Below are 25,605 nucleotides of genomic sequence, written 5' to 3'. Positions count from 1 at the left end.
AAAGTATTTCGTTCTTCATTGAAATCAAGGCGTGACCTGATATTTATAGCCGCCTTATGTATTCAATACCTTCTCAGTGGTTTCGCTTGCCTTCCAAGCAAACCTGGCTTGGAGCCAGTGTATGGGCTGTCATTGCGGTTGTTTTGTGGCTCAGTGAAGGGCCATCCATCAACACGGGGGACTGGGATCGCGTTACAGTACCTGCCGGATTTTTGGCGCCTGCCTGGGAGCCCATGCAAGCCCATTATCCGTTGGATGCTTCCGCGCAAATTGTCAATAATAGCAGCATGGGCGTATTACTCGGCGTCATTGGGTGGCTCATTCAGTGCGCCGGAAAAAATACACTGCTGACGGCGCCAATCTTGTTTATTTTGGCGTTAATAATGGTTCTGGGTATTTTTTTTCTCGCTCATCAAAAGCATGGATATGCTAATTTGCTGGTGTTGGGTGTATTTATTTTGGTTTTGCTGTGTTATGTAGTTTATCTTAAATCATTCTATGGTGAAGCGCTGGTTTTGGCTCTGGCGCCGATACTGTGTGTTGGCATAAGACATTTGGTGCTGGAAAACAAGATCTTGCTTTTCACATTGAGTGCGGTAGTTATTATTTACGCAAAGCAGCAAATGATTTTTGTTGTTCCTGTCATTTTGATGCTGTTGCTCAGAAATATGTGGCTGTATGGGGTTTCCAATTCAAGACTCTGGGTGTCCTTGCTTTGCATCATCTCAGTTTGCGCCATGCTTTTGGGCGCGCATCCTGAAAACAAGGCGCCAAATCAATACAACCGCTACTTCAACGGCGTGGGTTGGAGTCTTTTGCAATCTTCCAACTGGCCTGCCCAGCGGTTTGAAGAGCGGCATCCGTATTTCTACCAGCACCAGCAGCAGCTAAAAACTCTATTCCCTGCCACATTGCCGCATTACAACTACTTGGGAACTTCGTACTTGCCAACAGCCAGCACCTTGTTGGATGCAGCCAGGAGTCCAGAAGGCACCGAAGCGCAGAAGAAGCAGGCGCAGGACCTCTTTGATCAGCTTGTCGCACAGGGGCGTCCAGATGTCTATCTGTTGACCTTGGTGCAACACCCGGTGATTTTGTGGCAACTGGTAAAAAACACCTATCGGACCGTAGTGCGCTCCAACTATGCAGTCGACTACACCCGCTCAGGATTACACCTGACTCCAGCGGTTGCACAGGTTTTAGTCAACGCACAAACTCAGCTCGCTCGTGTGTTTGGCTGGATATTTGTTGTGACGCTCCTGCTCGCGCTGCTGTACCGCAGATCGCTGTTCTCCGCTGCTATTGTTGTATGGATGCTGCTCGCGCCATTGGCGGTGGTGGCGGGTGATGGTTACTTTGAGTTCGAAAAGCACATGACGGCATTTTTTGTTTTTTTGCCCTGTGCTTTGATGGCCGTCATATTGATCGCGTCCAAATCATCTCCTGTCTCACCTTCCGAAAACGGCCTCCCACAAGGCTAGTACTGCGGCTTGTTCCGCTTGCAGTTCCGCAAAGGGCCGTTGTGTAGGCGCTTCGTCCAGTCGGGCGCGGTGTTGCACGCGGCGCAGTTCGCGGTAGGCGCTGGCCGCCGCCTGACCCACGCCAGGAGGCAGCAGGCCCGCGGCTTCGGCGCGCTGCAGCAGGGCGATATTACCCAGGTTTTCCACCAGCTCCGGGTGCGCGCCCGACTGCGAGAGCACCAGGTACTGCAGGGCAAATTCAGCATCGACCATGCCGCCGGGGCTGTGCTTGATGTCGAACTGGCCTGTTGCTGCCGGGTGGGCGGCGCGCACTCGCTCGCGCATGGACTGGATTTCCAGGCGCAGCGCCGCCGGGTCGCGCGGGGCCGTGATGACGGCCTCGCGCACGGCATCAAAACGTGCGCGCAGGGAGGTTGCCGTGGTGGCACTCTGCGCACTGGGGGTTGGTTCGCGGCTGTCTAGCACGAAGCGCGCCCGCGTCATGGCCTGGTGTTCCCAGGTCCATGCGGTGTTGCTGCCGCGCTGCTGCTGGTAGTTGGCGTAGGCCTCGAAGCTGGTGACCAGCAGGCCCGAGTTACCGTTGGGGCGGAGCTGGGTGTCGATCTCGAACAGGTCGCCTTCGCCCGTTTTGACGGTGAGCCAGTTGATGAGCTTGCGCACGAAAGCCGCGTAGATCTCGGGGGCGCGCTCGTCGTCGTCGTCGAATACGAACACGATGTCCAGGTCGCTGCCGTAGCCCAGCTCTTTGCCGCCGAGCTTGCCGTAGGCAATGATGCCGAACTGCGGGGTCTCGCGGTGCCGGTTGCGCAGGCGGCTCCAGCACCACTGCGCGGTGACACGCAGCACGCTGTCGGCCAGCGCGCTCAGGTCGTCGGCCACTTGTTCGACGGTGATGCGGCCCTCCACATCGCGGGCCAGGGTGCGAAAGGTCTCGGCGTGGTGGGCCCGGCGCAGCAAATTGAGCAGGGTTTCGTCGTCATCTTCCTGGGTGGAGCGCAGTGAGGACAGGCGCAGGGCAAGGTCGCGCTCAAAGTCAGCGGCGACAAAGCGCTCGGACAGCAATGGGCTGCCCGCGAGTTCATCGATCACACCCGGGTGCTGCAGCAGGTAGCGAGCGGGCCAGCGGGCAGCGCCGAGCAGGTGCAAAAGTTGTTCGTGCACCGCAGGGCGTTCGAGCAGCAGTGACAGATAGCTTTCGCGGCGCAGCAGCGGCTCAAGCCAGTTCACCAGGCGTACCGCGGCTTCTTCGCTGGCGCGGCCTTCCTTCACCCATTGCGCTGTGCGTTGCACCAGGCGCAACAGGCGCATGCGGGCTTCGTCCCGCAGGGCGATCACGCGCGGGTGGGTGCGCCACTCGGCGACACGCTCGCGCAAGGTTTCGGGGAGCTGTTCGAGCAAGGCTTCCAGGTCCGGAGGGGTGGCGCCTCCCTTCTTGCCGCAGCCTCCGCTGTGGCATTGCTTTTTCTCGTTGCCGCCGAGCAGGGTGTCGAACTCCTGGGCCACCAGTTCGCGGTGGGTGTCAAGCTGGCAGAGAAAACTGCAACAGTCGGGGTAGCCCATGGTCTGGGCGATCCAGGCCAGGTCGTCGTCGCGCGTGGGCAGGATATGGGTTTGCTGGTCGTCCAGGTACTGGATGCGGTGCTCTACACGCCGCAAAAAGGTGTAGGCCTGGGCCAGCGCGGCGGCCGTCTCCCGGGGCATCAGCCCGGCGTTGACCAGCCGATCCAGGGCATCCAGGGTGGGGCGGCGGCGCAGCTCCGGGAATTGCCCGCCGCGCACCACTTGCAGCAGCTGCACGGTGAATTCGATCTCACGGATGCCCCCGCGCGAGAGTTTGACGTCGTTGGCGCGCTCGGGGTGGCCCGCGCTGCGCTTGGCGGCATGGTCGCGAATCTGCCGGTGCAGGGCGCGCAGGGCATCGAAAACGCTGTAGTCGAGGTAACGCCGGAACACAAAGGGCAGCACCACACCGCGCAGAGCCTGCACCGCCGGGCTGCCAATGCAGGCGCGCGGCGCCACGACACGGCTCTTGAGCCAGGCAAAGCGCTCCCATTCCCGCCCCTGCACCTGCAGGTATTCCTCCAGCGCGGCCAGCGATACCGCCGGAGGACCCGAGTTGCCGTTGGGGCGCAGCGCCAGGTCCATGCGGAACACGTTGCCGTGCTCGGTTGTGTCCCCGACGGTGCTGTAGATGATCCGCACCGCACGGGCAAAGTATTCGTGGTTGGAAATGCGCCCGCGCCCGTCGGGGGTGCCGCTGGTCTCGCCTTCGTTCTCGTAGACGTAAATGAGGTCGATGTCGCTCGACACGTTGAGTTCGCGCGCACCGAGCTTGCCCATGCCGATGATCCACAGTTCCACGGGCTGTCCGTCGGGCCCGCAGGGCGCGCCATGGCGGGTGTCGAGTTCCTCGCGGGCCCGCACGCATGCCTGGTCCAGGGCCAGTTCGGCCAGTTCAGTCACGGCGCGGGTGATGTCTTCGAGGGGGGCCTGGGCCTCGCAATCCAGACGCACCAGTCGTTCCATGACGATCTGGCGCAGGATGCGCAGGGCCGCCGGCAGCTCGTGGCCGCTTGCGCGCAAGGCCTGCAGCGTCTCTTGCATGCTGGTGAGTACGGGGGGGCCTGGAGGCAGCAGCGGCAGTTCGGCGCTGTAGCGGCGGTGCAGTCGCTGGAAGAAACGTGAATGGGCCGCCAGGCCGGGGGAGGTGCTGTCAGTCAGATCTGTGTGCATGGCCAGTGCGGCAGGCATCGCCGCATCTCATAGAACCCTGGGTTGCTTCGAACCCGTGCCATGGCCCCGGGTCATAATTCCTGCATCATCTTTGCCCGCCATGAACGAACCCTCCAACCACCCCACGCGCCTGCTGAAATTTATGGCAGTTTTTGCACGGTGGTCGCTGGGTTTGCTGCTGGCGGCGGGTCTGGTGCTCTCGCTGGCGTGGGGGGCGATCCACGGTTGGATTGTGCCGCGAATCGGTGAGTACCGTGCGCAGATCCAGACGCAGGCCAGCCTGGCTTTAGGGGTACCCGTGCGGGTGGGTGCCATTTCGGCGCGCACCGAGGGCCTGATACCCACCATTGAGCTGGAAAACGTCGCTCTGCTGGACGCCGAGGGCCGCGAGGCCCTGCGACTGCCCCGCGTGGTTGTTGCGGTGTCGCCGCGCTCGCTCTGGAACTTCGGGTTCGAGCAGCTGTATATCGAACGCCCGGAACTGGATGTGCGCCGCACGGCCGACGGTCGCATTTTGTTGGCCGGGCTGGAGTTGTCGAACAGCAATCCGGACGATGGCGGTGCCGCGGCCGACTGGCTCTTTGCCCAGCCCGAACTGTTGATCCGCGGCGGCACGCTGCGCTGGACGGACGAGTTGCGCGGTGCGCCAGAGCTGGCGCTGGGCGATGTGGACATCGTGGCGCGCAATGGCAACTGGCGCCACAGCCTGCGCATTGACGCCACGCCGCCCGAGGCCTGGGGTGACCGCTTCTCCGTGGTTGGCTTGTTCCGCCAGCCACTGCTCACCACGCACGGCGGGCGCTGGCAGGAGTGGAGCGGGCAGCTGTATGCCCATTTTGCGCGGGTGGATGTTTCGCGCTTGCGCCACCACGCGGACATCGGCATCACCGTCAGCCAGGGGCGCGGTGCGGTGCGCAGCTGGGTCGATGTGGAGCGTGGCCAGTTGGTGGGGGGCGCGGCCGATGTGGCGCTGGCCGATGTCAACGCCACGCTGGGCGAAGGGCTGCAACCGCTGGTGCTGCCCATGGTGCAGGGGCGTGTGGGCGGGCGCAATCTTCCGGGCGGGGTGGAGTTTTTCACGCAGAAGCTGCAGTTCACCACCGAGGACGGTCTGCGCTGGCCGGGGGGCAATTTACGGGTGCGGCACAGCGTCGCCCGCAAGGGACAAAAAGCGCAGGGAGAATTTCAGGCGGATTTGCTGGACCTGGCGGCGCTGGCGCGCATCGCCGACCGCGTGCCGCTGGGCGATACCGTGCACAAGGCGCTGCGCACCTATGCGCCCCAGGGGCTGGTGGAGTCGGTGAACGCCCAATGGCAGGGTGACCCGACCGCACCGCAGACCTACCAGGCGCGCGGCCGGGTGTCGGGGCTGGCGCTGGCAGGGGCTCTGGACGCAGCGGTCAAAGGCCAGGCGCCCGCGATCGGCGTGCGCGGTGCCACGGTGGACTTCGATCTGACGCAGCAAGGCGGCAAGGCCAAGCTGGTGGTGGCCGATGGCGCGCTGGTGTTGCCCGGGGTGTTTGAAGAGCCGGTGGTGCCGCTGGACCGCCTGAGCAGCGCCGTGGCCTGGCAGATCGACGGTGAGCGCCTTGCCGTGCAGTTGACCGATACCCGGTTTGCCAATGCCGATGCGCAGGGCGAGGCGCGAGCCACCTGGCACACGAGCGATCCGGCGCGCTCTCGCGGGGGGGCGCGCTTTCCGGGGGTGCTGGATTTGAGCGGCACCTTGTCCCGCGCCGACGGCACCCGGGTGCACCGCTACCTGCCTTTGGCCATCCCGCCCGATGCGCGCCACTATGTGCGCGATGCGGTGGTGGAAGGCAAGGCCAGTGTGGTGAATTTCCGCGTCAAGGGAGATTTGCACGACATGCCGTTCAACGACCCCCGGCACGGCGAATTTCGCATTGCCGCGCGCGTGCAAGACGTGACTTATGCCTTTGTGCCACGCAGCCTGCAGCCTGCGGGCGAGTTGCCCTGGCCTGCGCTCACCCAGCTGGCGGGCGAGCTGGTGTTTGAGCGCTCGTCCATGCAGGTCAAGGGTGCGAGCAGCCGGTTTGCGGGCAGCGCCGGGTTGCAGGCCACCAAGGTGGAGGCGCAGATTCCCGATCTGTCGCACACCGTGGTCGCAGTGAGCGCCGATACCCGGGGCCCTCTGCCAGAGCTGCTGGCGCTCATGGCGTCGTCGCCGCTGGCGGCCATGACGGGCCATGCGCTGGACAAGGCCAGCGGCGCTGGTGCCGCCGACCTGCGCTTGCGCTTGAGCCTGCCCATCAGTGAACTCCACAAGTCGCGGGTGCAGGGCAGCCTGCAACTGGCGGGCAATGAGGTGCGCATCACGCCCGATACCCCTGCGCTGTCACGCGCCCGGGGTACCGTGCAGTTCAGCGAAACCGGGTTCACTCTGTCGGGCGTGCAGGCCCGTGCGCTCGGGGGTGATGTGCGCCTGGAAGGCAGCATGCGCGCGCTGCCTGCTGGGGCGTCGCCGTCCGAAGCACTCTTGCAGCTGCGCGCCCAGGGCACGGCATCGGCCGAGGGCTTGCGCCAGGCTCCGGAACTGGGCCTTCTGGCCCAGCTGGCCCGCAAGGCCACGGGCAGTGCGCCTTATACCTTTCAGTTTGCGCTGCGCCGGGGGGTGCCAGAGTTGCAGGTGAGCAGTACCCTGCAGGGCCTGGCCCTGGCCCTGCCGGCGCCCCTGGGCAAGCCTGCGGACAGCGCCATGCCGGTGCGCTTCGAGAACCAGCTCACGCGCGAATCTCTGGCGCCGGGCGCGGTGGCCGCGCGGACTGCGCCTTTGCAAGACAGCCTTGTGCTGGAAATGGGCGCAGTGGGATCTGTCAGCTATGTGCGCGACCTGGCCGGTGCTTCTCCGCGCGTGCTGCGCGGCGCCATCGCCATAGGGCTGGCGCCCCAAGAATCGGCCCCCATGCCTGAGCGGGGGGTGGTGGCCAACGTTCGCCTGGGTGATTTTGATGTCGATCTGTGGCAATCCCTGCTGACGGGCACGCCAACCCAGGGAACGGCTGTGCCAGTGTCTTCGGCATTGCCGGACTACCTGCCCACTGTACTGGCGGCGCGGGCGCGGGCGCTGACGGTGCAGGGCCGTACTTTGCACGATGTACTGGTGGGCGGATCGCGTGACGGATTGCTCTGGCGTGCCAACCTGGATGCGCAGGAACTCAATGGCTATGTCGAGTTCCGCCAGCCCAGCGGGCCCGAGGCCGCCGCCGGGCGTCTGTATGCACGCCTGGCCCGTCTGACCGTGCCGCAAAGCGCAGCCACCCAGGTCGAAGCCTTGCTGGACGCGCAGCCCGGGAGTCTGCCCTCCCTCGACATTGCGGTAGATGATTTCGAGCTGCGCGGGCGCAAGCTCGGGCGTCTGGAGATCGAGGCGCAGAACCGCGTGCTGGATGGATCGCAGCGTGAGTGGCGGCTGGGCAAGTTCAACCTGCTCACCCCCGAGGCGGTGTTTACGGCCAATGGCAACTGGGCTGCGCTCCAGGCCACGGCCGCTGCGCCCCCGGAGGCGCAGCGGCGCACGGTGCTCAATTTTCGTCTCGACATCCAGGATTCGGGCACATTGCTCGGGCGTTTTGGCATGGCCGATGTGGTGCGCCGTGGCAAAGGGCGCATGGAGGGGCAGGTGGCCTGGCGCGGTGCGCCCATCAATCCTGACTATGCCTCGATGACGGGGCAGATCAATCTCAACATTGAAGCGGGGCAGTTTCTCAAGGCCGACCCGGGCCTGGCCAAGCTGCTGGGTGTGCTCAGCCTGCAATCGTTGCCGCGGCGACTCACACTGGATTTCCGCGATGTCTTCAGCGAAGGCTTTGCTTTCGATTTCGTGCGCGGCGACTTGCGTATCGAGCAGGGCGTTGCCACCACCAACAATCTGCAGATGAAGGGCGTGAATGCCGCGGTGCTGATGGAAGGCCGGGCCGACATCGCCCGCGAAACCCAGGAATTGCACGTGGTGGTGGTGCCCGAGATCAATGCCATGACAGCCTCTCTCGTGGCCACAGCCATCAACCCCGTGATCGGCCTGGGAAGTTTCTTGGCCCAGGTCTTCCTGCGCGGTCCGCTCATCGAGGCTGCCACGCAGGAGTTTCGCGTGGATGGCACTTGGGCTGACCCGCAGGTGACCCGCATCCCCCGCCGCAGCCGCGCCGCCACAGTCGCGCCAGCAGCAGCAGCAGCAGCAGCAGCAGCAGCACCTGCGGCGGCGGCCAGTGCGCCGCAATCAGCACCGGCCCGCGCACCCCAACTCCCAGGAGACCCCCCATGAAAGTCGCTGCCCTGCAAATGGTCTCCGGCCCCCGGCGGGACGACAACCTGGCCGCCGCCCGCGCCCTGCTGGAGCAGGCGGCGCGGGAGGGCGCGGAGTTGGCCGTGCTGCCCGAATACTTTGGCGCCATGGGCGCGCGCGACACCGACAAGCTGGCGCTGCGCGAGCGGCCGGGCGATGGGGTCGTGCAGTCCTTCCTGGCGCAGGCCGCGCGCGACCTGGACTTGTGGATCGTGGGCGGCACCTTGCCCCTGGCCTGCCAGGACCCCGGACGGGTGCGCAACACTTCGCTGGTCTACGCCCCCGACGGCACCTGCGTGGCGCGCTACGACAAGATCCATCTGTTCCGCTTCGACAACGGCCAGGAGCGGTTCGACGAAGGCGCCACCATCGAGCCCGGGAGCGCGCCCGTGCAGTTCTTGCTGCCCAGCCGCAGCGGCCGCACCTGGCGCGTGGGCCTGAGCGTGTGCTACGACCTGCGCTTTCCCGAGCTGTACCGCCAGCATGCGCGGGCCGGCGCCGATCTGCTGCTGGTGCCCAGCGCCTTCACGCACACCACGGGCCAGGCCCACTGGGAGCTGCTGTTGCGCGCGCGCGCGGTGGAAAACCAGGCCTATGTGCTGGCCCCGGCCCAGGGAGGACCGCACGAGACCGGGCGGCGCACCTGGGGCCACAGCATGTTGGTAGACCCTTGGGGCGAGGTGCTGGGTGTGCTGCCGCAGGGGGAGGGCATAGTGGACGGTTGGCTCGATGCGCAGCGCCTGCAACAAGTGCGCACGCAGTTGCCGGCGCTGACCCATCGCGTGCTGTGAGCCCTTGCGTCAAGTGCGTGGGGGCCGTCAACGTTGGCTGAAAAAATGCAGCCCCGGGCGTTGGCGTCGGGGCTGCATTGTGGTGGTTTCAGCGGCACGTGGCCACTGGCGCTGATTTAACGCGGGCGTTCGCCGACAAAAATTTCCACGCGGCGGTTGCGTGCGCGCCCTTCAGCCGTGTTGTTGGAGGCGATGGGCTGGTACGAGCCTCGGCCTTCAATCTCGATGCGCGAACCGCTCACGCCGCGTGCGGTCAGGTAGTTGCGTGTGCTCGTGGCGCGGTCGACCGACAACGGGTTGTTGATAGCGTCGCTGCCGGTGCTGTCGGTGTGCCCGACGATTTGCACATCGGTGTTCTGGTTGTCGCGCAGGCTGGCGGCAAAGCGGTCCAGCACCGGGGCAAAGTTGCCCTTGATTTCGGCGCGGCCAGTGTCGAACGAGATATCACTGGGGATGTCCAGCTTGAGCTGGTTGTCTGCCGTCTGCGTCACGCCAATACCGGTGCCCTGCGTCGCTTGTTCCATCTCGCGCTTTTGTCTTTCCATGTTCTGTGACCAGATGTAGGTGCCCAGCGCACCCACGCCCGCGCCGACCACGGCACCCGTACCCGCGTGGCCACCGGTGGCGGAGCCAATCACCGCGCCGGCCAGCGCGCCGATGCCTGCGCCGGTGGCGGTGCGTCGCTGGGTGTCGGTCATGTCCATGTTGGCGCAGCCAGAAATCAGCAGTGCCGCAGCTGCAGCACCCAGAACGAGGTGTTTACGCATCAAAATACTCCTTGAGAATGGGCGGTCAGTGCAACCGGGTAGCCCCTGAATCGCATCTGGGCTCTTGCACTGGATTGTCTGTAAGGGATGGCCTGCCCCGTATCGGTGGACAAGACAAAGCCTTGTAGGACAGCGCCGCAAGCAGGGCCCTCCCGCCGGGGGGTTACGGGGGCGGTTGCGTTGTCTCGTCGTCCTGGGGGGGCTTGATTTCGCCACCCTTGCGCCCCGAAAACATGGTCCACCAGACGATCAGCACCAACGCCGCCAACGCCAACAGCGCTTCAAGCAAAATCAGACCCATGAAATTCGCACTCCTACGCTTTGCCGCAACAGCCTTGATTGTAGGAACGCTGGCTGCCTGCTCCACGCCACCGGCCCCAAGGCCGGGCGATATGGGCAGTGCACCCCGGCCCACAGTCCCCGCAGGCACGGCCTGGCCCGGCGATACCGGCCCGCTGCCGCCGCCTTTGGCGCAGCCCAAAAGCCGCTGGATACCGGTGCGCTGGGCAGAGTTGCCCGGGTTTTCCGAGGACGCGCTGCACGAGGCCTGGAACGCCTGGATCAAGGGTTGCGAGCGGCCCGCACCACCGTTCACCGCCTTGTGCGGTGACGTGCGTCGGCTCAGTATCGCGACGCCCGAGGAGCAGCGCGCCTGGATGGTCGCGCGCCTGCAGCCCTACCGGGTCGAGGCTTTCGATGGCAGTGCAGACGGCCTGCTCACCGCGTACTACGAACCTCTGATCGACGCCGCACGCCAGCCCGGCAACGGCTTTGCCGTGCCGCTGTACCGGCTGCCTGCCAGCTATGGTGCGCGCAAGCCCTGGTACACGCGCCAGCAAATCGACACCCTGCCCGAGGTCCAGGCGGCGTTGGCGGGTCGGGCCATTGCCTGGTTGAGCGATCCGGTCGATGCCATGGTGTTGCATATCCAGGGTTCGGGCCGCCTGCGCATCACCGAAGCCGATGGCTCGGTGCGCCTGGTGCGCGTGGCCTTTGCGGGGACCAACGATCAGCCGTACCAGAGCGTGGGCCGCTGGCTGCTGGACCAGGGCCTGACGCGCGACGCGACCTGGCCTGGGATCAAAGCCTGGATCGCCGCCAACCCGCAGCGGGTGAACGAGCTGCTGTGGAGCAACCCGCGCTACGTGTTTTTCCGCGAAGAGCCGCTGGACGCACTGGACGCCGGTTTTGGCCCACGTGGTGCGCAGGGCGTGGCGCTGACACCGGGCCGATCCATCGCCGTGGACCGTCTGAGCATTCCGTATGGCACGCCGGTGTGGCTGGCTTCGAGCGGCCCGCAGGTGCAATTGAACCGGCTGGTGCTGGCGCAGGACACGGGCAGCGCCATCCTGGGGGCGGTACGGGCCGACTACTTCACCGGCTGGGGCACTGAGGCGGGCGAACTCGCCGGGCGCCTCAAACAAGGTCTGCGGCTGTGGGCGCTCTGGCCACGGTAGTTTGAGTAAAAATGGCCTCTAACGCTTATGCAGTAAGCGTGAACAGCTATTAAAAAGAGAGTTTTCAGGTTGCTGCTTTGGTCAGGTGGGTGAGCGGCAACGCGCTGCTGGCCTTCACCTCGCCCAGCGAAAAGCTGGTGTGCATGTCTTTCACATTCGGCAGGTGCAAAAGTACGTCGCGCGCAAACTGCGAAAAGCTGTCGAGGTCGCGCGCCACCACCTGCAGCTCGAACGTGCCCGTGCCACTGATGTAGTGGCAGGACACCACCTCGGGGATCTGGCGGATCGCGTCTTCCATCGACCGCGTCAGGCCGCCGGTATTGCGATCCGCGTCCAGGCGCACAAAGGCCAGCACGCCCAGGCCAATCTTGTGGCGGTCGATTTCGGCGCGGTAGCCTTTGATGAAGCCTTCTTCTTCCAGCGCGCGCACGCGGCGCCAGCACGGGGCCGCCGACAGGCCGATACGCTGGGCCAGTTCCGCATTCGTCAGGCGCGCCTCTTTTTGCAGTTCGCCGAGGATGGCAAGGTCGAATTTGTCCAAAGTATTCAATTTATGGCCTTGAAAAGAAAGATTCTTTCTAAGAGTAGCTTGAATGCGGCATAGAACGCAAAGACATATCAGCGCTGGGGACATACACTCCTCTGCACACTAGAGTGGCCTCCCTAACCGGGCGCCAGGATCTGCCCCACCACCGCCCCACAAGGTGCGGAATACCAAAATGTCACTGGAGACAACGCCATGAACGCCCCTTTGCCCGAGCACATCCGCAAGGCCCTGGAAACCGTCACGCTCGACGACAACCCGCAACGCGGGTTGCGCCACAACTACGCAGCGAGCGGCGCAGCCGGGCGCAGTGTATTTGGCGTCGAGTGTGCTTGCGAAGGGGGTGCACTGTGAACGCTCCACTGCCTGAACACATCCGCAAAGCCCTGGAAACCGTCACGCTCGACGACAAATACACCCTGGGCGAAGGCCGTGCCTTCATGAGCGGCGTGCAGGCCCTGGTGCGCCTGCCCATGCTGCAGCGCCAGCGTGACGCCGTGGCCGGCCTGAACACGGCCGGGTTCATCAGCGGCTACAGGGGCAGCCCGCTGGGCACCTACGACCAGGCGCTGTGGGCCGCCAAGAAGCACCTGGCCGAGAACCACATCGTCTTCCAGCCCGGTGTGAACGAGGAGCTGGGTGCCACGGCCGTCTGGGGCACGCAGCAGCTCGACCTGTACCCACAAAGCAAAAAGTACGACGGCGTCTTCGGCATCTGGTACGGCAAAGGTCCTGGCGTGGACCGCTGCTCCGACGTGTTCAAGCACGCCAACATGGCCGGCACCGCCAAGCATGGCGGCGTGATCGCCATCGCCGGCGACGACCATATCAGCAAGAGCAGCACGGCGCCGCACCAGAGCGACCACATCTTCAAGGCCTGCGGCACGCCGGTGTTCTTCCCGAGCAATGTGCAGGACATCCTCGACATGGGCCTGCACGCTTTCGCCATGAGCCGTTTCTCGGGCGTATGGTCGGGCATGAAGACCATCCAGGAAGTGGTGGAGTCGTCCAGCAGCATCTCGGTGGACCCCGACCGCGTGCAGATCGTCCTGCCCGAAGACTTTGCCATGCCCCCGGGCGGCCTCCACATCCGCTGGCCCGATGCCCCGCTGGAACAGGAAGCGCGCCTGATGGATTACAAGTGGTACGCGGCCCTGGCCTACGTGCGTGCCAACAAGCTCAACTATAACGTCATCGAAGGCCCGCATGATCGCTTCGGCATCATCGCCAGCGGCAAGGCCTACAACGACACGCGCCAGGCGCTGGTCGATCTGGGCCTCGATGACGACACCTGCCGCAGCCTGGGCATCCGTGTGCACAAGGTCAACGTGGTGTGGCCGCTCGAAGCCACCATCACGCGCGATTTTGCCCAGGGCCTGCAGGAAATTCTGGTGGTGGAAGAAAAACGCCAGGTCATTGAATACCAGCTCAAGGAAGAGCTGTACAACTGGCGCGCCGATGTGCGTCCCAACGTGTTGGGCAAGTTCGACGAGGCCGAGGGTGAGAACGGCCAGTGTGGCGAATGGTCCATGCCCAACCCCAGCCAGAACTGGCTGCTGCGCGCCAAGGCCGACCTCACGCCGGCCATCATCGCCAAGGCGATTGCCAAGCGGCTGAAGAAGCTAGGCGTGTCCGACGACATCGTGGCCCGGATGGAGTCGCGCATCGCCACCATCGACGCCCGCGAGCGCGCCATGACCGAGCTGAAGGCAGACACCGGTGAGCGCGCACCCTGGTTTTGCAGCGGTTGCCCGCACAACACCAGCACCCGCGTACCCGAAGGCTCGCGCGCCGTGGCCGGTATTGGCTGCCACTATATGACGGTGTGGATGGACCGCAGTACCAGCACCTTCACGCAAATGGGCGGCGAGGGTGTGACCTGGGTGGGGCAGGCGCCGTTCACCAAGGACGCGCATGTGTTTGCCAACCTGGGCGATGGCACGTACTTCCACAGCGGTCTGTTGGCAATTCGTCAGAGCATTGCTGCCGGGGTGAACATTACCTACAAAATTTTGTACAACGACGCCGTGGCCATGACCGGTGGCCAGCAGGTGGGCGAGCGGCCCGAGGGGCACTCGGTGCTGCAGATCATGCACAGCGTCAAATCCGAAGGCGCCGTCAAAATCGTCATCGTCACCGACGAGCCGCAGAAGTACGCGGGCGTGGCGCTGGCCGACGGTGTCACGGTGCACCACCGCGACGAGCTGGACCGTATCCAGCGCGAACTGCGCGAGATCAAGGGCTGCAGCGTGCTGATCTACGACCAGACCTGCGCCACCGAAAAACGCCGCCGCCGCAAGCGCGGTTTGCTCGCCACGCCCGACAAAACGGTGGTCATCAACGAAGCCGTGTGCGAGGGCTGTGGCGATTGCTCGGTGAAATCAAACTGCCTGAGCGTGGAGCCGGTGGAAACCCCGTTCGGCCGCAAGCGGCGCATCAACCAGAGCACTTGCAACAAGGACTACTCGTGCGTCAACGGTTTTTGCCCCAGCTTTGTCACCATCGAAGGCGGCAAGCTCAAGAAACCCAAAAAGGAGAAGAAGGGAGACCTCTCCAGCCTGCCGCCGCTGCCCGAACCGGTGCTGCCGCAGGCCGACAGCGCCTGGGGCATTGTGGTGGGCGGCGTGGGCGGCACGGGCGTCATCACCATTGGCTCATTGCTGGGCATGGCCGCGCACCTGGACGGCAAGGGTGTGGTCACGCAGGATGCGGGTGGCCTGGCGCAAAAGGGCGGCGCCACCTGGAGCCATATCCAGATCGCCAATACCCCGGATGCCATCTTCACCACCAAGGTAGATACCGCCAAGGCCGACCTGGTGATCGGCTGCGACGCTATCGTGGCGGCCCACAAGTACACCCTGGCCGTCATGCAGCCGGGCCGTACCTTTGTGGCGCTCAACACCCATGGCACGCCCACGGCGGCGTTCGTCACCAACCCCGACTGGCAGTTCCCGGGCGGCAATTGCGAGAGCGCTGTGGTGGCCGCTGTGGGCGAGGCCCTGGTGGGGCGCTTTGACGCCGAACAGGTCGCTATGCAGCTGCTGGGCGACAGCATTTACACCAATCCCTTGCTGCTGGGCTTTGCCTGGCAAAAAGGCCGGGTGCCGCTGTCGCTGAGCGCACTGATGCGCGCCATGGAACTCAATGGTGTGCAGGTGGAGAACAACAAGGCCGCCTTTGAATGGGGTCGCCGCTGCGCGCATGATCTGGCGGCGGTGCAGTCTTTGTTCCAGGCAGCGCAGGTGATTGCCTTCGTCAAGAAGCCCACGCTGGCGGAAGTGGTGTCGCAGCGCGTCGAATTCCTTACCGGTTACCAGAGTGCGGCTTACGCAGCGCAATACCAGACCTTTGTCGAAAAGGTGCGGGCCGCCGAGTCGCGGCTGGGCACGGGAACGCGCCTGACCGAAGCCGTGGGCAAGTATCTTTTCAAACTCATGGCGTACAAGGACGAGTACGAAGTGGCGCGCCTGCACACCGACAAGGCGTTCACCGACCGCATTGCCAGCATGTTCGAGGGCGACTACAAGATTGTTCACCACATGGCGCCACCCCTGCTGGCCAAGCGCAATGACAAGGGCGAGTTGGTCAAGCAATCGTTTGGCCCCTGGATGCGCAAGGCCCTGGGGATGCTGTCACGCCTGAAGGGGCTGCGGGGCAGTGCGCTCGACGTCTTCGGTAAAACCGAAGAGCGCCGCATGGAGCGCGCATTGATCGTGCAGTACCGCGAATGCATTGAGGAGCTGATCGCCGGCCTGGCGCCTGAGCGCCTGAGCCTGGCGGTGGAGATTGCGCAGATTCCCGAACACATCCGGGGCTACGGCCATGTCAAGGAGCGCCACTTGACGACGGCACGCGCCCAATGGGACCGGCTGATGGCCCAATGGCGCAGTCCGGCGGAGCGTCTGGTGGCTTGAGCAGCGGCTGGCAATTTGACGCATTCGGTGAGATGCTCTTGTTTTGATAGCTTCCAGCGCTTGATGGGTAAGCGATGGAGGCTATTTTTGTTTATATATCTGAACAAACGCTTGTGTGTGAGGTACTAAAAAGAGCTCTTGGCAAGCGTGCGAGGTACCCGCATACAATGCCCGATTCCGCGCCGTGCGGGCGTCTCCCGCCTGCACGAGTCGTCGCGTGTCCCTATTGACCATCCATTCTGGAGTTCTTCCTGTGTTTATTTCTTCCGCTTTCGCCCAGACCGCTCCTGCCGCCGCCGCTGGTGGCAGTGACATCATGTCTTCGCTCACGGGCATGCTGCCTCTGGTGCTGATGTTCGTGGTGCTGTACTTCGTCATGATCCGCCCCCAGATGAAGCGCCAGAAAGAGCACCGCGCCATGATCGAAGCCATCGCCAAGGGCGACGAAGTGGTGATCGGTGGCGGTATTCTGGGCAAGGTTGCCCGCATGTCCGAGCAATACCTGCACATCGAGATTGCCTCGGGTGTGGAAGTGCAGGTGCAGCGCGCCGCCGTGGTGCAGGTGCTGCCCAAGGGCACCATCAAATAAACAAGACCCGTGAAACCGGGGGACGGCTGCATTGCAGTCTGTCCTGTCCCTGTCCTTGAGGTAAAAGTGCGATCATGAACCGTTATCCGGTCTGGAAGTACGCGATCCTGGTGATCGCGTTGCTGGTGGGGGTGCTCTACACCCTGCCCAATTTCTTTGGCGAAGCACCTGCGGTGCAGGTCTCTTCGGGCAAGGCCACCATCAAGGTGGATGCGGCGGTGCTGCAGCGCGTGGAAGAAGCGCTCAAGGCCGCTGGTCTCACGCCTGATTTCGTGAGCCTGGACGGCAGTTCGGTGCGCGCCCGCTTCGATACGCCCGATAACCAGCTCAAGGCCAAGGATGCCCTCCAGAAAGCGCTGATCCCCGATCCGCAGGACCCGGGCTATATCGTGGCGCTGAACCTGATTTCGCGCTCGCCGACCTGGTTGACGGCATTGCACGCGCAGCCCATGTACCTGGGGCTGGACTTGCGCGGTGGCGTGCACTTCATGCTGCAGGTCGACATGCAGGCCGCGCTGACGAAAAAGGCCGAATCCTATGCCGGTGATATCCGCAGCGCCCTGCGCGACAAGAATATCCGCCATGGTGGTATCAGCCGTGACGGACAGACCGTGGACATCAGGGTGCGCGATGAAGCCACGCGCACGGCGGCCAGGAACCTGATCGCAGACCAGTTCCCTGACCTGCAGCTCACGACCGTGCCGGACGGCTCCGAACTCAAGCTGCGCGCTACGATCAAGGTCGAGGCCATGCGCCGCGTTCAGGAACAGGCCCTCAAGCAGAACATCACCACGCTGCACAACCGCATCAACGAGCTGGGTGTGGCCGAACCTGTGATCCAGCAGCAAGGCCTGGATCGCATCGTCGTGCAGTTACCTGGCGTGCAGGACACCGCCAAGGCCAAGGATATTCTGGGCCGCACCGCCACGCTGGAAGTGCGCCTGGTGGACGAAGGCACCGAGGCCCGGGCCGCAGAGACCGGCCAGGGACCGGTGCCGTTTGGCTCCGAGCGTTATCTGGAGCGCAGCGGTCAGCCGGTAATCGTGAAAAAGCAGGTCATCCTGACCGGCGAAAACCTGACCGATGCGCAGCCTGGCTTTGATGGCCAGACACAAGAGCCTACGGTCAACCTCACGCTGGACGCCAAAGGCGCACGTATCTTCCGTGACGTGACGCGGGAGAACATCAACAAGCGCATGGCCATCATCCTGTTCGAGAAGGGCAAGGGCGAAGTCGTGACGGCGCCCGTGATCCGCTCCGAAATTGGTGGCGGCCGGGTGCAGATTTCGGGCCGCATGACCACCATGGAAGCCAACGATACGGCTTTGCTGCTGCGCGCCGGTTCGCTGGCTGCGCCCATGGAAATCATTGAAGAGTTCACCATTGGCCCGAGCCTGGGGGCAGACAACATTGAACGCGGTATCCACAGCGTGGTCTGGGGCATGTTGGCCGTGGCGGCCTTCATGTGCATGTACTACATGCTGTTTGGCGTTTTTTCGACCATTGCCCTGGGCGTCAACGTGTTGATGCTGCTGGCCGTGCTGTCGATGCTGCAAGCCACGCTGACACTGCCGGGCATTGCCGCCATGGCGCTGGCCATTGGTGTGGCGATTGACTCGAACGTGCTGATCAACGAGCGCATCCGTGAAGAACTGCGCGAGGGCGCGTCGCCGCAGATCGCTATCCACCACGGTTACGAGCGCGCCTGGGCCACCATTCTGGACTCCAACGTCACCACGCTGATCGTCGGTTTGGCCTTGCTGGCCTTTGGCTCAGGCCCAGTGCGCGGCTTTGCCGTGGTGCACTGCATCGGCATTTTGACCAGCATGTTCTCGGCCGTGTTCTTCTCGCGCGGCCTCGTCAACCTCTGGTACGGCGACAAGAAGAAGCTCAAGAGCCTGTCCATTGGACAGATCTGGAAGCCCGGGAACACCACCACGGCTTTGGCCCGTCCGGAATAAAGGAGGAAGACCATGGAATTCTTAGTTCCAGCATCACATGCGCTGTGCGCATATGAGCTTTCTCTGAAAATTCCAAAACAAGGATAAGAAAATGGAATTTTTCCGCATCAAAAAAGACATCCCTTTCATGAAGTACGCGTTGATTCTCAACGCGATCTCCTTCATTACCTTCGCCTTGGCAGTGTTCTTCCTGTTCTCGCGCGGCCTGCACCTGTCGGTGGAGTTCACCGGTGGTACGGTGATGGAGGTGGCCTACAGCCAGCCTGCAGAACTGGCCAAGGTGCGCGAAACGGTGACGGGTTTGGGCTACGCCGATGTGCAGGTGCAGAACTTTGGCAACTCGCGTGACGTGATGATTCGCCTGCCCGTGCAGAAAGGCGTGACTTCTGCGCAGCAAAGCGAGCAGGTGATCGCTGCCCTCAAAGCCGCCGATCCCGAAGCCACGCTACGTCGTACCGAGTTTGTCGGCCCGCAAGTGGGCGAAGAATTGGTGCATGGCGGCCTGATGGCACTGGGGATGGTGATATTGGGCATCGTCGTCTACTTGGGGCTGCGCTTCGAATGGAAGTTTGGTGTCGCTGCCATCATTGCCAACCTGCACGACGTGGTCATCATCCTGGGCTTCTTTGCGTTCTTTCAGTGGGAGTTTTCTCTCTCTGTTTTGGCCGCCGTGCTGGCGGTGCTGGGCTATTCAGTCAACGAGTCGGTGGTGATCTTTGACCGGATTCGGGAGGCTTTCCGGCGTTACCGGAAGATGACGACCCACGAGGTCATCGACCATGCCATCACCAGCACCATGAGCCGCACCATCATCACCCACGCTTCGACCGAGGCCATGGTGCTGTCCATGTTCTTCTTCGGTGGCCCCAGCCTGCACTATTTCGCACTGGCGTTGACCATCGGTATTTTGTTCGGCATCTACTCGTCGGTGTTCGTGGCAGCGGCTATTGCGATGTGGCTGGGTGTCAAGCGGGAAGATCTGGTCAAGACTACCCGCAAGGAAGGTGACCCCAACGATCCGAACGCTGGCGCAACGGTTTAGTCCATCAGCCTGCGTCTCAGATTAATATCGAACGATGCACACACCAACAACGCCTATCCACCCCCAGCGCAGGCTGGCGAAACAGGTGCGCGAGCGCATGGTGGAGGGGCTGTGTACCGGTCTGCCGGGCGTGGACAAGGCGCTCATGGAATTTCTCACCGCATTGATGTCCCAGACGGGGACGCAGCGTGAGATGCAGAACCGGCGCGATGCCTGGCAGATGTACCAGAAAAGCAGCGGCGGCTGGTTGCGGGGCGTCACCAACGCATGGCGCGCTGCACTGGATGGCGCGCCGGTTGCAACCACGTCGGGCAGACAGGATTACGACCTGTCCTTTGAACTGGTGGATGACAACGTCGTTGAGAACAAGATCCTCGCCTCACGCATGGCCCTGACCGTGATGGAGCAGGTCAGCAGTCACTTCGAACCCTTGCGGCTGCGTATCCAGTCGTTGGAAGGGGTGGATATGCCCTCCACCGACATCCTGCGCCCGGAAACCGTGGCGTTGAATATGGTGGAGAGTTGGGTCAAGGCAGGGTTACCCCGCGAGGACTTGCAAACCATTCTGGATCCGTTGCAGCGTGAACTTGCGACACTGATGCAGAAGGTTTACCAGGGGTGCAATGACTTTTTGCAAGCCCAGGGTATCCAGGCGCAGCAGGATTTGAGGGTGCGGGTGAACCGTTCGCCGACTTCAGGCGCCGGGGGGCTGCAAGCCGGGCCAGCGTCGCGCGCGCTGGAGCAATCGCAACAGGCGCACGCATCGATGCGTGGCATGGCGCACCCTTCGGGACGGAGTATGCCCTCGCACATGGCGCCTCCAGGATCGGCGTATGGCATGGCGCATGGCGCAGCAATGTCTGGCGGCATGACGCCGCTGGTCCGGGCACGCCAGCGGGCCTATGGCGTGGTGGGGCAATTGCGGCGTCTGCTGAGCACTTCTGGCACCGGTTTCGACATGGTCAATGCTCCGCCCGCCTCGGCCGCACTGGCGCATGCCCTGGCCGCCCATCGTGTGCAGGCAGAAACCTATTACAGCACCGTGGGCGGTGCCATGCCAGACTACAGTCCGGCCGCCGTGGTGCAACTGGCGGGTGTGGTGCGCAACCGCGCCACCGAGTTCAAGAAGAAGGCCGACACCGAGGGCGAAAAAGCCATCATTGAGGTGGTCGCGCTGATGTTTCAGAGTATTTTGTCGGAAGACCGCATTCCATCGGCCGTGCGCGTGTGGTTTGCGCGGCTGCAGGTGCCCGTGTTGCGCGTGGCGCTGGCTGAGCCTGAATTTTTCAGCAACCTGGGCCACCCGGCCCGCCAGCTTATTGATCGCATGGGCTCCTGTGCGTTGGGGTTCGATGCGGCGTCTATCTCGGGCAGCGCGCTCGAGGCGGAGATCAAACGCATCGTGCAGGTGATCGAGCAGTACCCCGAAACCGGGCGGCGGGTGTTCCAGCTGGTCTACGACGAGTTCGAGAAATTCCTGGCCAAGTTTCTTACTGAAAAACAGGCAACCTCGCGCCTGGTGAGTGTTGCACAGCAGGTCGAGCAGAAGGAAGCGCTGGCAATCAATTACACGATCGAGCTGCGCACCATGCTCAAGGATATGCCGGTGCGCGACGAGATTCGGGAGTTTTTGTTCAAAACCTGGGCCGAGGTGTTGGCCCTGTCGGCCGTGCGCGAAGGGCCGCAGCATGCCGACACGGTGGCGTTCAAGCGCACCGCAGCGGACTTGGTGTGGGCGGCCAGTGCAAAGCCCAATCGCAGTGAGCGTGCCCAGGTGATCCAGAGCCTGCCGGGGCTGCTGCAACGCCTGCGCCAGGGCTTGGCGCTGCTGGGCACGACGGGCGCCCCGCAGGATGCACAAATCAAGGCGCTAACAGATACATTGGCGGAGGCGTTCCTGTCCAAGACGGCGGCCATTCCGCTGGAGCATATCGAAGCTCTGGCCAAGCGCCTGGCGAACCTGGAGGAGTACATCGGCGATGCCGTCATGGGCGATATGCCGCTCGACGCCGACAGTATCGAAATGATGACCGGCATCGATGCCTCCTCCATCCATGTGGTGGCCGACAACGGTGCGCCGGTGGACGAGGCGATGGTGGCCTGGGCGCAGGAGTTGCAAGTGGGCAATTGGTTTACGCTGGATCACAACGGATCGAGCCGCCAGGTGCAATACGCATGGCACAGCGAGCGCAAACAGTTGCACCTGTTTGCCGCGACCAATGGCAGCAGCTTCCTGATCCAGTTGCGCCGTCTTGGCGCGTACCTGCAGGCCGGACTGCTGGTGGCGCGCGAGGAAGAAGGGCTTACCGTGCGTGCGACACGCGATGCCCTTGCCAAGCTCAACGCAAACCCTGAGCGCCTGCTGGGGTAGCCCCGCAACAGGCGAGGTTGCAAGCCGCTTGTCGGCTCAGGCCCGGCCCATACGCTGAAACAGACCGCCAGGAAGGCGTGATACAGCCCCTGCGAGCTCCATGTCCAAGAGTTGTACCTGCAAGGTGGCTGTGTCAAGCCCGGTGCGGGCCTGCAAGGCGTCCATACCGATGGGGTCAAACCCCATGGCGGTGAGCAGGGTATGGCACTCGGCACCAGGCTCCTCTGGGCAGGAGGTAGACTGCGGTGTCTCTGGCGGCCTTGCCACCTCCGCGGGCCATGGCAACTCTTCCAGCACATCCTGCGCCAGTTCCACCAGTTTGGCGCCCTGGCGGATGAGTGCATGGCAGCCCCGTGACTGGACCGAGTGGATGGATCCTGGAATGGCAAACACTTCACGGCCTTGCTCGCTGGCCAGACGGGCGGTGATCAGCGACCCTGATGCGGGCGCAGCTTCGACGACCAAGGTTCCCTGCGCAATACCGGAAATGATGCGGTTGCGCTTGGGGAAATTGGCCGCCAATGGTGGTGTGCCAAGCGGGTATTCACTCACCAGCAGCCCTCGCCTGGCGATTTTGCGGGCCAGATCGAGGTGCTGTCTGGGGTAGACGCGGTCCAGGCCGGTGCCCACCACGGCGATGGTGGCAGGCGTCGTGTCGTCCTCCGTGGCAGCGGTGAGCGCGCCTTCATGCGCGGCAGCGTCGATGCCCAGAGCGAGCCCCGACACAATCGTCAGTCCGGCGGCCCGCAGCGTGTGGGCGAATTGCCGGGCGTTTTCCTGTCCTTGTGGTGTCGGGTTGCGGCTTCCGACCATGGCCAGGCAGCGCATGTGTCGCAAAACAGAGGGCTGCAGAAAACGTGCGGGCCCCATGATGTACAGCATCAAAGGCGGATCTTCGGTCTGGAGCAGTGCCGGGGGATACAGTGGATCACCCAGAGGGGCAATGGCTCGTGCTGGAGCGTCGGGTTGATCGACTGCCTGGAGCCAGGTCCAGGTAGCGTCCAGCAAGGGCGCCCAGCCTGAAGGCGCTGTCTGCAACGCTTTGGCCTGTGCTGCGCTACAGCAAGTCTGCAGGGCCTGTGCCGATTGGTTAAAAATATTCGCAGGCAGGCCAAAGGCTGCCAGTAAACGCCGGGCAGACAGGTTTCCGACGCCCGGAGTCAAAGACAGCCGCAGCCATGCAGCGAGTTCGTCGCGATCCATGCCGAGGCTCGGTTTCTCTGGTCTGGGGCGATCAGACGATCGCCCTGGCTGCTACTTAGTCGGGGTTGACCAAGCGATCGCCTACGCGCACCGGAACATTGACATCCAGGATGAGCGCGTACGAGACGCGATTGAACGTGCGGAACACCATGGCCATGCCGTTGCGTTCGCTTGGGAGCTTGATATCGGTGCGCACGCCGTCGTTCACGTCACGGATGCGGTTGCCTTTGGTCATCAGGCTGAGCACATGGCCGACTTCGATGCCATCCTGCTCGCCCAGGTTGATGGCCACCACGTCGTTCTGTGCGGCATTGGCCATGGCTGAGCTGCCGTAGATCGACACCACGCGGGCATCCAGGTCGAGTTGTGGTGCGTGCGGGATGTAGCTGGTGAACATGCGAGGGGGGGCAGGCAACAGGCGGTCGCCCGTACGGATTTCTTCCTTGATGCCCGTGATGTCCAGGGACGCAGGCACGTACTCGGAAATCATGCCGCCCTTGCCGTTGGAGCTGTCCTCAAATGTTTCGCCTCGCACCAGCACCGCCTGGCCCAGGTACTGCGCTTCATAGCCGAGGATGTCGCCGGTCTGCGGGTCTTTCAGTGCGACAGCGTCGCGGAATACGCGGAACTGGCGTGGCTCACCCGGATCGGTGCGCAGTGGGTTGGCGGCGTCTCCCCGTGCATAGATGCGGTCACCGGTGCTCATCAGTACACGCTCTTCAAAGGTGCCCACAATGCGCGGCGCCTGCTTCAGGGTCTCCGCATCGACCACCAGAGGTTCGGCCAGGAAAGGTTCGATCAGGTGGGGTTTGAGGGTGGGCAGCGCCGTATCCGAAAGGCTGTCCGAGCGTGTGCGTGGAGACACGCGCACGGTTTCCGGCGCGCCGGACGCTGTGGTGCGCAGGCGGGCAACGCCGCCTGTCTTGTCCAAGTACAGAGTCTGGCCCGGGAAAATCAGGTGGGGATTGTGAATGGCCTGCAGGTTCATGCCCCACAGCTCTGGCCAGCGCCAGGGGCGTTTGAGGTACATGCCGGAGATTGCCCAGAGGGTGTCGCCACGCTTGACCACGTAGGTGTCGGGCGCATCGGGCGCGAGTTCGGTCAGTGGCACGCCCTGCTGTGCAACCTGCGCAGCAGTGCTGCGCTGGCTGGCCGTGATGGGTTGGCTCTGTGCCTGGGCCACGGAGGCGACCAAGGCTGCGCAGAGGAAAGCGACTGCGCCTGCTGTTGCCCGTCGCACACTGGTGATTGCCGCCATGTCGTTCCTGTTTTCTTGCATTGCTGAAGGCCCCCTCGCTGGCGCCGCTGTGCAACCCAGGGAGGGGCGCACGCGGCAAAATACATTACAAATCAACTGAGATTCTCTGCTCAAGCCCTTGATTCGGCAATGATTATTGGGTATGACTGCTGCGCAGACCCAAAAAAGTGGCGAAAATAGCGACATATTTCTAGCGTGCTCATGGCAATTCTTCCCATTCTTTGTTATCCCGATCCCCGTCTGCACCTTGTGGCAAAGCCCGTGCAGCAGGTGGATGACCGTGTCCGCCAGCTCGTCTCGGACATGTTGGAGACCATGTATGACGCCCATGGCATCGGTCTGGCGGCGACCCAGGTCGACGTCCATGAGCGGGTCGTTGTGATTGATGTGTCCGAGGAGCGTAATACGCCGCTGGTGTTGATCAACCCTGAAATTGTCTGGTACAGCCCGGAGAGGCACCGGGGCGACGAAGGTTGTTTGTCCGTGCCGGGCATTTACGACGGCGTAGAGCGCGCGGATGCGGTGCACGTACAGGCCTTGGATGCCCAGGGAGCGCTACGCACCATTGAGGCCAGCGATTTGCTCGCCGTCTGCATCCAGCATGAGCTCGATCATCTGCTGGGCAAGGTCTTCGTCGAATACTTGTCGCCGCTTAAACGCAATCGCATTAAATCCAAGATGCTCAAGCGCCAGCGCGAGGAGCGTGAATGATGCGCCGTCTTCTCGCAGGATGGGCAGCGCTGGTTTTAGCCCTGCTGGTGACCGCTTGTGCCACGTCCGGGGCCGTGCGCCTGGGTGCCACGGTCGATGAAGTCGTGGCTCGCCAAGGTGAACCCTTTGCCGCCTACCAGTTGGCCAAAGGCCAGCGTTTGCTGTACCGTCCGCAGCCCGGACAGGTGCAAAGCCTGGACTTCGATACCTCGGGGAAATTGATCAGCATGGAGTCGGTGCTCACGGAGCCGCGGCTAGGGGCCATCGCGGTGGGTCAGTGGCGCGCGGCCGATGTACAGCAGACTTTCGGCCCCCCCAACCGCCGCGCGGCGGACGGCGAGCAGGGCAGCGTCTGGACCTACTTTTTCGTGTCCTATGGCGTGCATCGGCGGGCGCGCATCTCCCTGGACGCTGCGGGCGTCGTGCAGCGGGTCGATTTTGCCGATGATCCGGCGGCCGACGAGCGTTACCGCTAGGTTG

General features: G+C 63.3%; 18 protein-coding genes. 12 read left to right on the top strand and 6 right to left on the bottom strand.

Going from position 1 to position 25,605, the window contains the following annotated elements; genetic code table 11:
- Nucleotides 1-86: 86 nt before the first annotated feature.
- A complete protein-coding gene (locus C8D04_RS13020) occupies nt 87-1,481 on the top strand; it encodes a hypothetical protein (protein ID WP_133243637.1) in 1,395 nt (464 codons plus the stop codon).
- On the opposite strand, the gene glnE is transcribed toward C8D04_RS13020, so the two are convergent.
- Nucleotides 1,449-4,232, bottom strand: coding sequence for a bifunctional [glutamate--ammonia ligase]-adenylyl-L-tyrosine phosphorylase/[glutamate--ammonia-ligase] adenylyltransferase (gene glnE / locus C8D04_RS13015; protein WP_233521171.1), 2,784 nt, complete (start codon nt 4,230-4,232; stop codon nt 1,449-1,451). The two genes, C8D04_RS13020 and glnE, sit on opposite strands and share 33 nt — an antisense overlap.
- Before the next feature lie 82 nt (nt 4,233-4,314).
- Here glnE and C8D04_RS13010 point away from each other — a divergent pair, with 82 nt between their 5' ends.
- Entirely contained in the window at nt 4,315-8,496 is a 4,182-nt protein-coding gene (locus tag C8D04_RS13010; RefSeq protein WP_116005235.1) for a YhdP family protein, read from the top strand.
- A complete protein-coding gene (locus tag C8D04_RS13005; protein ID WP_116005234.1) occupies nt 8,493-9,308 on the top strand; it encodes a carbon-nitrogen hydrolase family protein in 816 nt (271 codons plus the stop codon). Before C8D04_RS13010 ends, C8D04_RS13005 begins: the two co-directional genes overlap by 4 nt.
- Before the next feature lie 116 nt (nt 9,309-9,424).
- Here C8D04_RS13005 and C8D04_RS13000 read toward each other — a convergent pair whose 3' ends face one another.
- The gene (locus C8D04_RS13000; RefSeq protein ID WP_116005233.1) at nt 9,425-10,075 is read right to left on the bottom strand and encodes an OmpA family protein; all 651 of its coding nucleotides are present in this window, start codon (nt 10,073-10,075) and stop codon (nt 9,425-9,427) included.
- 163 nt (nt 10,076-10,238) lie between these two features.
- Entirely contained in the window at nt 10,239-10,376 is a 138-nt protein-coding gene (locus C8D04_RS18725; RefSeq protein ID WP_165829132.1) for a hypothetical protein, read from the bottom strand.
- Between C8D04_RS18725 and C8D04_RS12995 the strand changes: the two genes are divergently transcribed.
- Nucleotides 10,375-11,532: an MltA domain-containing protein gene (locus C8D04_RS12995; RefSeq protein WP_233521170.1), complete on the top strand. Its 1,158-nt coding sequence runs from the start codon at nt 10,375-10,377 to the stop codon at nt 11,530-11,532. The two genes, C8D04_RS18725 and C8D04_RS12995, sit on opposite strands and share 2 nt — an antisense overlap.
- Before the next feature lie 64 nt (nt 11,533-11,596).
- Here the strand turns inward: C8D04_RS12995 and C8D04_RS12990 are convergent, their stop codons facing one another.
- A complete protein-coding gene (locus C8D04_RS12990; protein ID WP_116005232.1) occupies nt 11,597-12,082 on the bottom strand; it encodes an Lrp/AsnC family transcriptional regulator in 486 nt (161 codons plus the stop codon).
- A gap of 189 nt (nt 12,083-12,271) precedes the next feature.
- On the opposite strand from C8D04_RS12990, the gene C8D04_RS18720 reads away from it, so the two are divergent.
- From C8D04_RS18720 to C8D04_RS12965, 6 genes are all read left to right on the top strand, one after another.
- The gene (locus tag C8D04_RS18720; RefSeq protein WP_158550311.1) at nt 12,272-12,430 is read left to right on the top strand and encodes a hypothetical protein; all 159 of its coding nucleotides are present in this window, start codon (nt 12,272-12,274) and stop codon (nt 12,428-12,430) included.
- The gene (locus tag C8D04_RS12985) at nt 12,427-15,990 is read left to right on the top strand and encodes an indolepyruvate ferredoxin oxidoreductase family protein (RefSeq protein ID WP_116005231.1); all 3,564 of its coding nucleotides are present in this window, start codon (nt 12,427-12,429) and stop codon (nt 15,988-15,990) included. The genes C8D04_RS18720 and C8D04_RS12985 overlap by 4 nt, the downstream gene beginning before the upstream one ends.
- 253 nt (nt 15,991-16,243) lie before the next feature.
- Complete coding sequence (yajC, locus tag C8D04_RS12980; protein WP_116005230.1) at nt 16,244-16,579, top strand: preprotein translocase subunit YajC; 336 nt, start codon at nt 16,244-16,246, stop codon at nt 16,577-16,579.
- Nucleotides 16,580-16,653: 74 nt separating this feature from the next.
- Complete coding sequence (secD, locus tag C8D04_RS12975) at nt 16,654-18,540, top strand: protein translocase subunit SecD (RefSeq protein WP_116005229.1); 1,887 nt, start codon at nt 16,654-16,656, stop codon at nt 18,538-18,540.
- A 91-nt stretch (nt 18,541-18,631) separates the two neighbouring features.
- Nucleotides 18,632-19,582: a protein translocase subunit SecF gene (gene secF, locus C8D04_RS12970; protein WP_116005228.1), complete on the top strand. Its 951-nt coding sequence runs from the start codon at nt 18,632-18,634 to the stop codon at nt 19,580-19,582.
- A gap of 34 nt (nt 19,583-19,616) precedes the next feature.
- Nucleotides 19,617-21,953, top strand: a complete 2,337-nt coding sequence (locus C8D04_RS12965; RefSeq protein ID WP_116005227.1) for a DUF1631 domain-containing protein — start codon at nt 19,617-19,619, stop codon at nt 21,951-21,953.
- A gap of 36 nt (nt 21,954-21,989) precedes the next feature.
- Here the strand turns inward: C8D04_RS12965 and dprA are convergent, their stop codons facing one another.
- Entirely contained in the window at nt 21,990-23,156 is a 1,167-nt protein-coding gene (gene dprA, locus C8D04_RS12960) for a DNA-processing protein DprA (protein ID WP_116005226.1), read from the bottom strand.
- A gap of 55 nt (nt 23,157-23,211) precedes the next feature.
- Nucleotides 23,212-24,414, bottom strand: coding sequence for a LysM peptidoglycan-binding domain-containing protein (locus tag C8D04_RS12955; RefSeq protein ID WP_116006180.1), 1,203 nt, complete (start codon nt 24,412-24,414; stop codon nt 23,212-23,214).
- A gap of 201 nt (nt 24,415-24,615) precedes the next feature.
- On the opposite strand from C8D04_RS12955, the gene def reads away from it, so the two are divergent.
- Both def and C8D04_RS12945 read left to right on the top strand, forming a co-directional pair.
- Nucleotides 24,616-25,125, top strand: coding sequence for a peptide deformylase (gene def / locus C8D04_RS12950; RefSeq protein ID WP_116005225.1), 510 nt, complete (start codon nt 24,616-24,618; stop codon nt 25,123-25,125).
- Complete coding sequence (locus tag C8D04_RS12945) at nt 25,125-25,601, top strand: hypothetical protein (protein WP_133243636.1); 477 nt, start codon at nt 25,125-25,127, stop codon at nt 25,599-25,601. The genes def and C8D04_RS12945 overlap by 1 nt, the downstream gene beginning before the upstream one ends.
- The last annotated feature ends 4 nt before the right edge of the window (nt 25,602-25,605 follow it).

This window comes from Simplicispira sp. 125, assembly GCF_003096555.1.
GTDB lineage: Bacteria > Pseudomonadota > Gammaproteobacteria > Burkholderiales > Burkholderiaceae_C > Simplicispira.
This window is presented reverse-complemented; position numbering and strand designations above follow the sequence as displayed.

Bases quoted from the DNA above. Each gene is read 5' to 3' on its own strand.
- glnE (WP_233521171.1), bottom strand. From the start codon at position 4,232: ATGCCTGCCGCACTGGCCATGCACACAGATCTGACTGACAGCACCTCC.
- C8D04_RS13010 (WP_116005235.1), top strand. From the start codon at position 4,315: ATGAACGAACCCTCCAACCACCCCACGCGCCTGCTGAAATTTATGGCA.
- C8D04_RS13005 (WP_116005234.1), top strand. From the start codon at position 8,493: ATGAAAGTCGCTGCCCTGCAAATGGTCTCCGGCCCCCGGCGGGACGAC.
- C8D04_RS13000 (WP_116005233.1), bottom strand. From the start codon at position 10,075: ATGCGTAAACACCTCGTTCTGGGTGCTGCAGCTGCGGCACTGCTGATT.
- C8D04_RS12995 (WP_233521170.1), top strand. From the start codon at position 10,375: ATGAAATTCGCACTCCTACGCTTTGCCGCAACAGCCTTGATTGTAGGA.
- C8D04_RS18725 (WP_165829132.1), bottom strand. From the start codon at position 10,376: ATGGGTCTGATTTTGCTTGAAGCGCTGTTGGCGTTGGCGGCGTTGGTG.
- C8D04_RS18720 (WP_158550311.1), top strand. From the start codon at position 12,272: ATGAACGCCCCTTTGCCCGAGCACATCCGCAAGGCCCTGGAAACCGTC.
- secD (WP_116005229.1), top strand. From the start codon at position 16,654: ATGAACCGTTATCCGGTCTGGAAGTACGCGATCCTGGTGATCGCGTTG.
- secF (WP_116005228.1), top strand. From the start codon at position 18,632: ATGGAATTTTTCCGCATCAAAAAAGACATCCCTTTCATGAAGTACGCG.
- C8D04_RS12965 (WP_116005227.1), top strand. From the start codon at position 19,617: ATGCACACACCAACAACGCCTATCCACCCCCAGCGCAGGCTGGCGAAA.
- dprA (WP_116005226.1), bottom strand. From the start codon at position 23,156: ATGGATCGCGACGAACTCGCTGCATGGCTGCGGCTGTCTTTGACTCCG.
- C8D04_RS12955 (WP_116006180.1), bottom strand. From the start codon at position 24,414: ATGGCGGCAATCACCAGTGTGCGACGGGCAACAGCAGGCGCAGTCGCT.
- def (WP_116005225.1), top strand. From the start codon at position 24,616: ATGGCAATTCTTCCCATTCTTTGTTATCCCGATCCCCGTCTGCACCTT.
- C8D04_RS12945 (WP_133243636.1), top strand. From the start codon at position 25,125: ATGCGCCGTCTTCTCGCAGGATGGGCAGCGCTGGTTTTAGCCCTGCTG.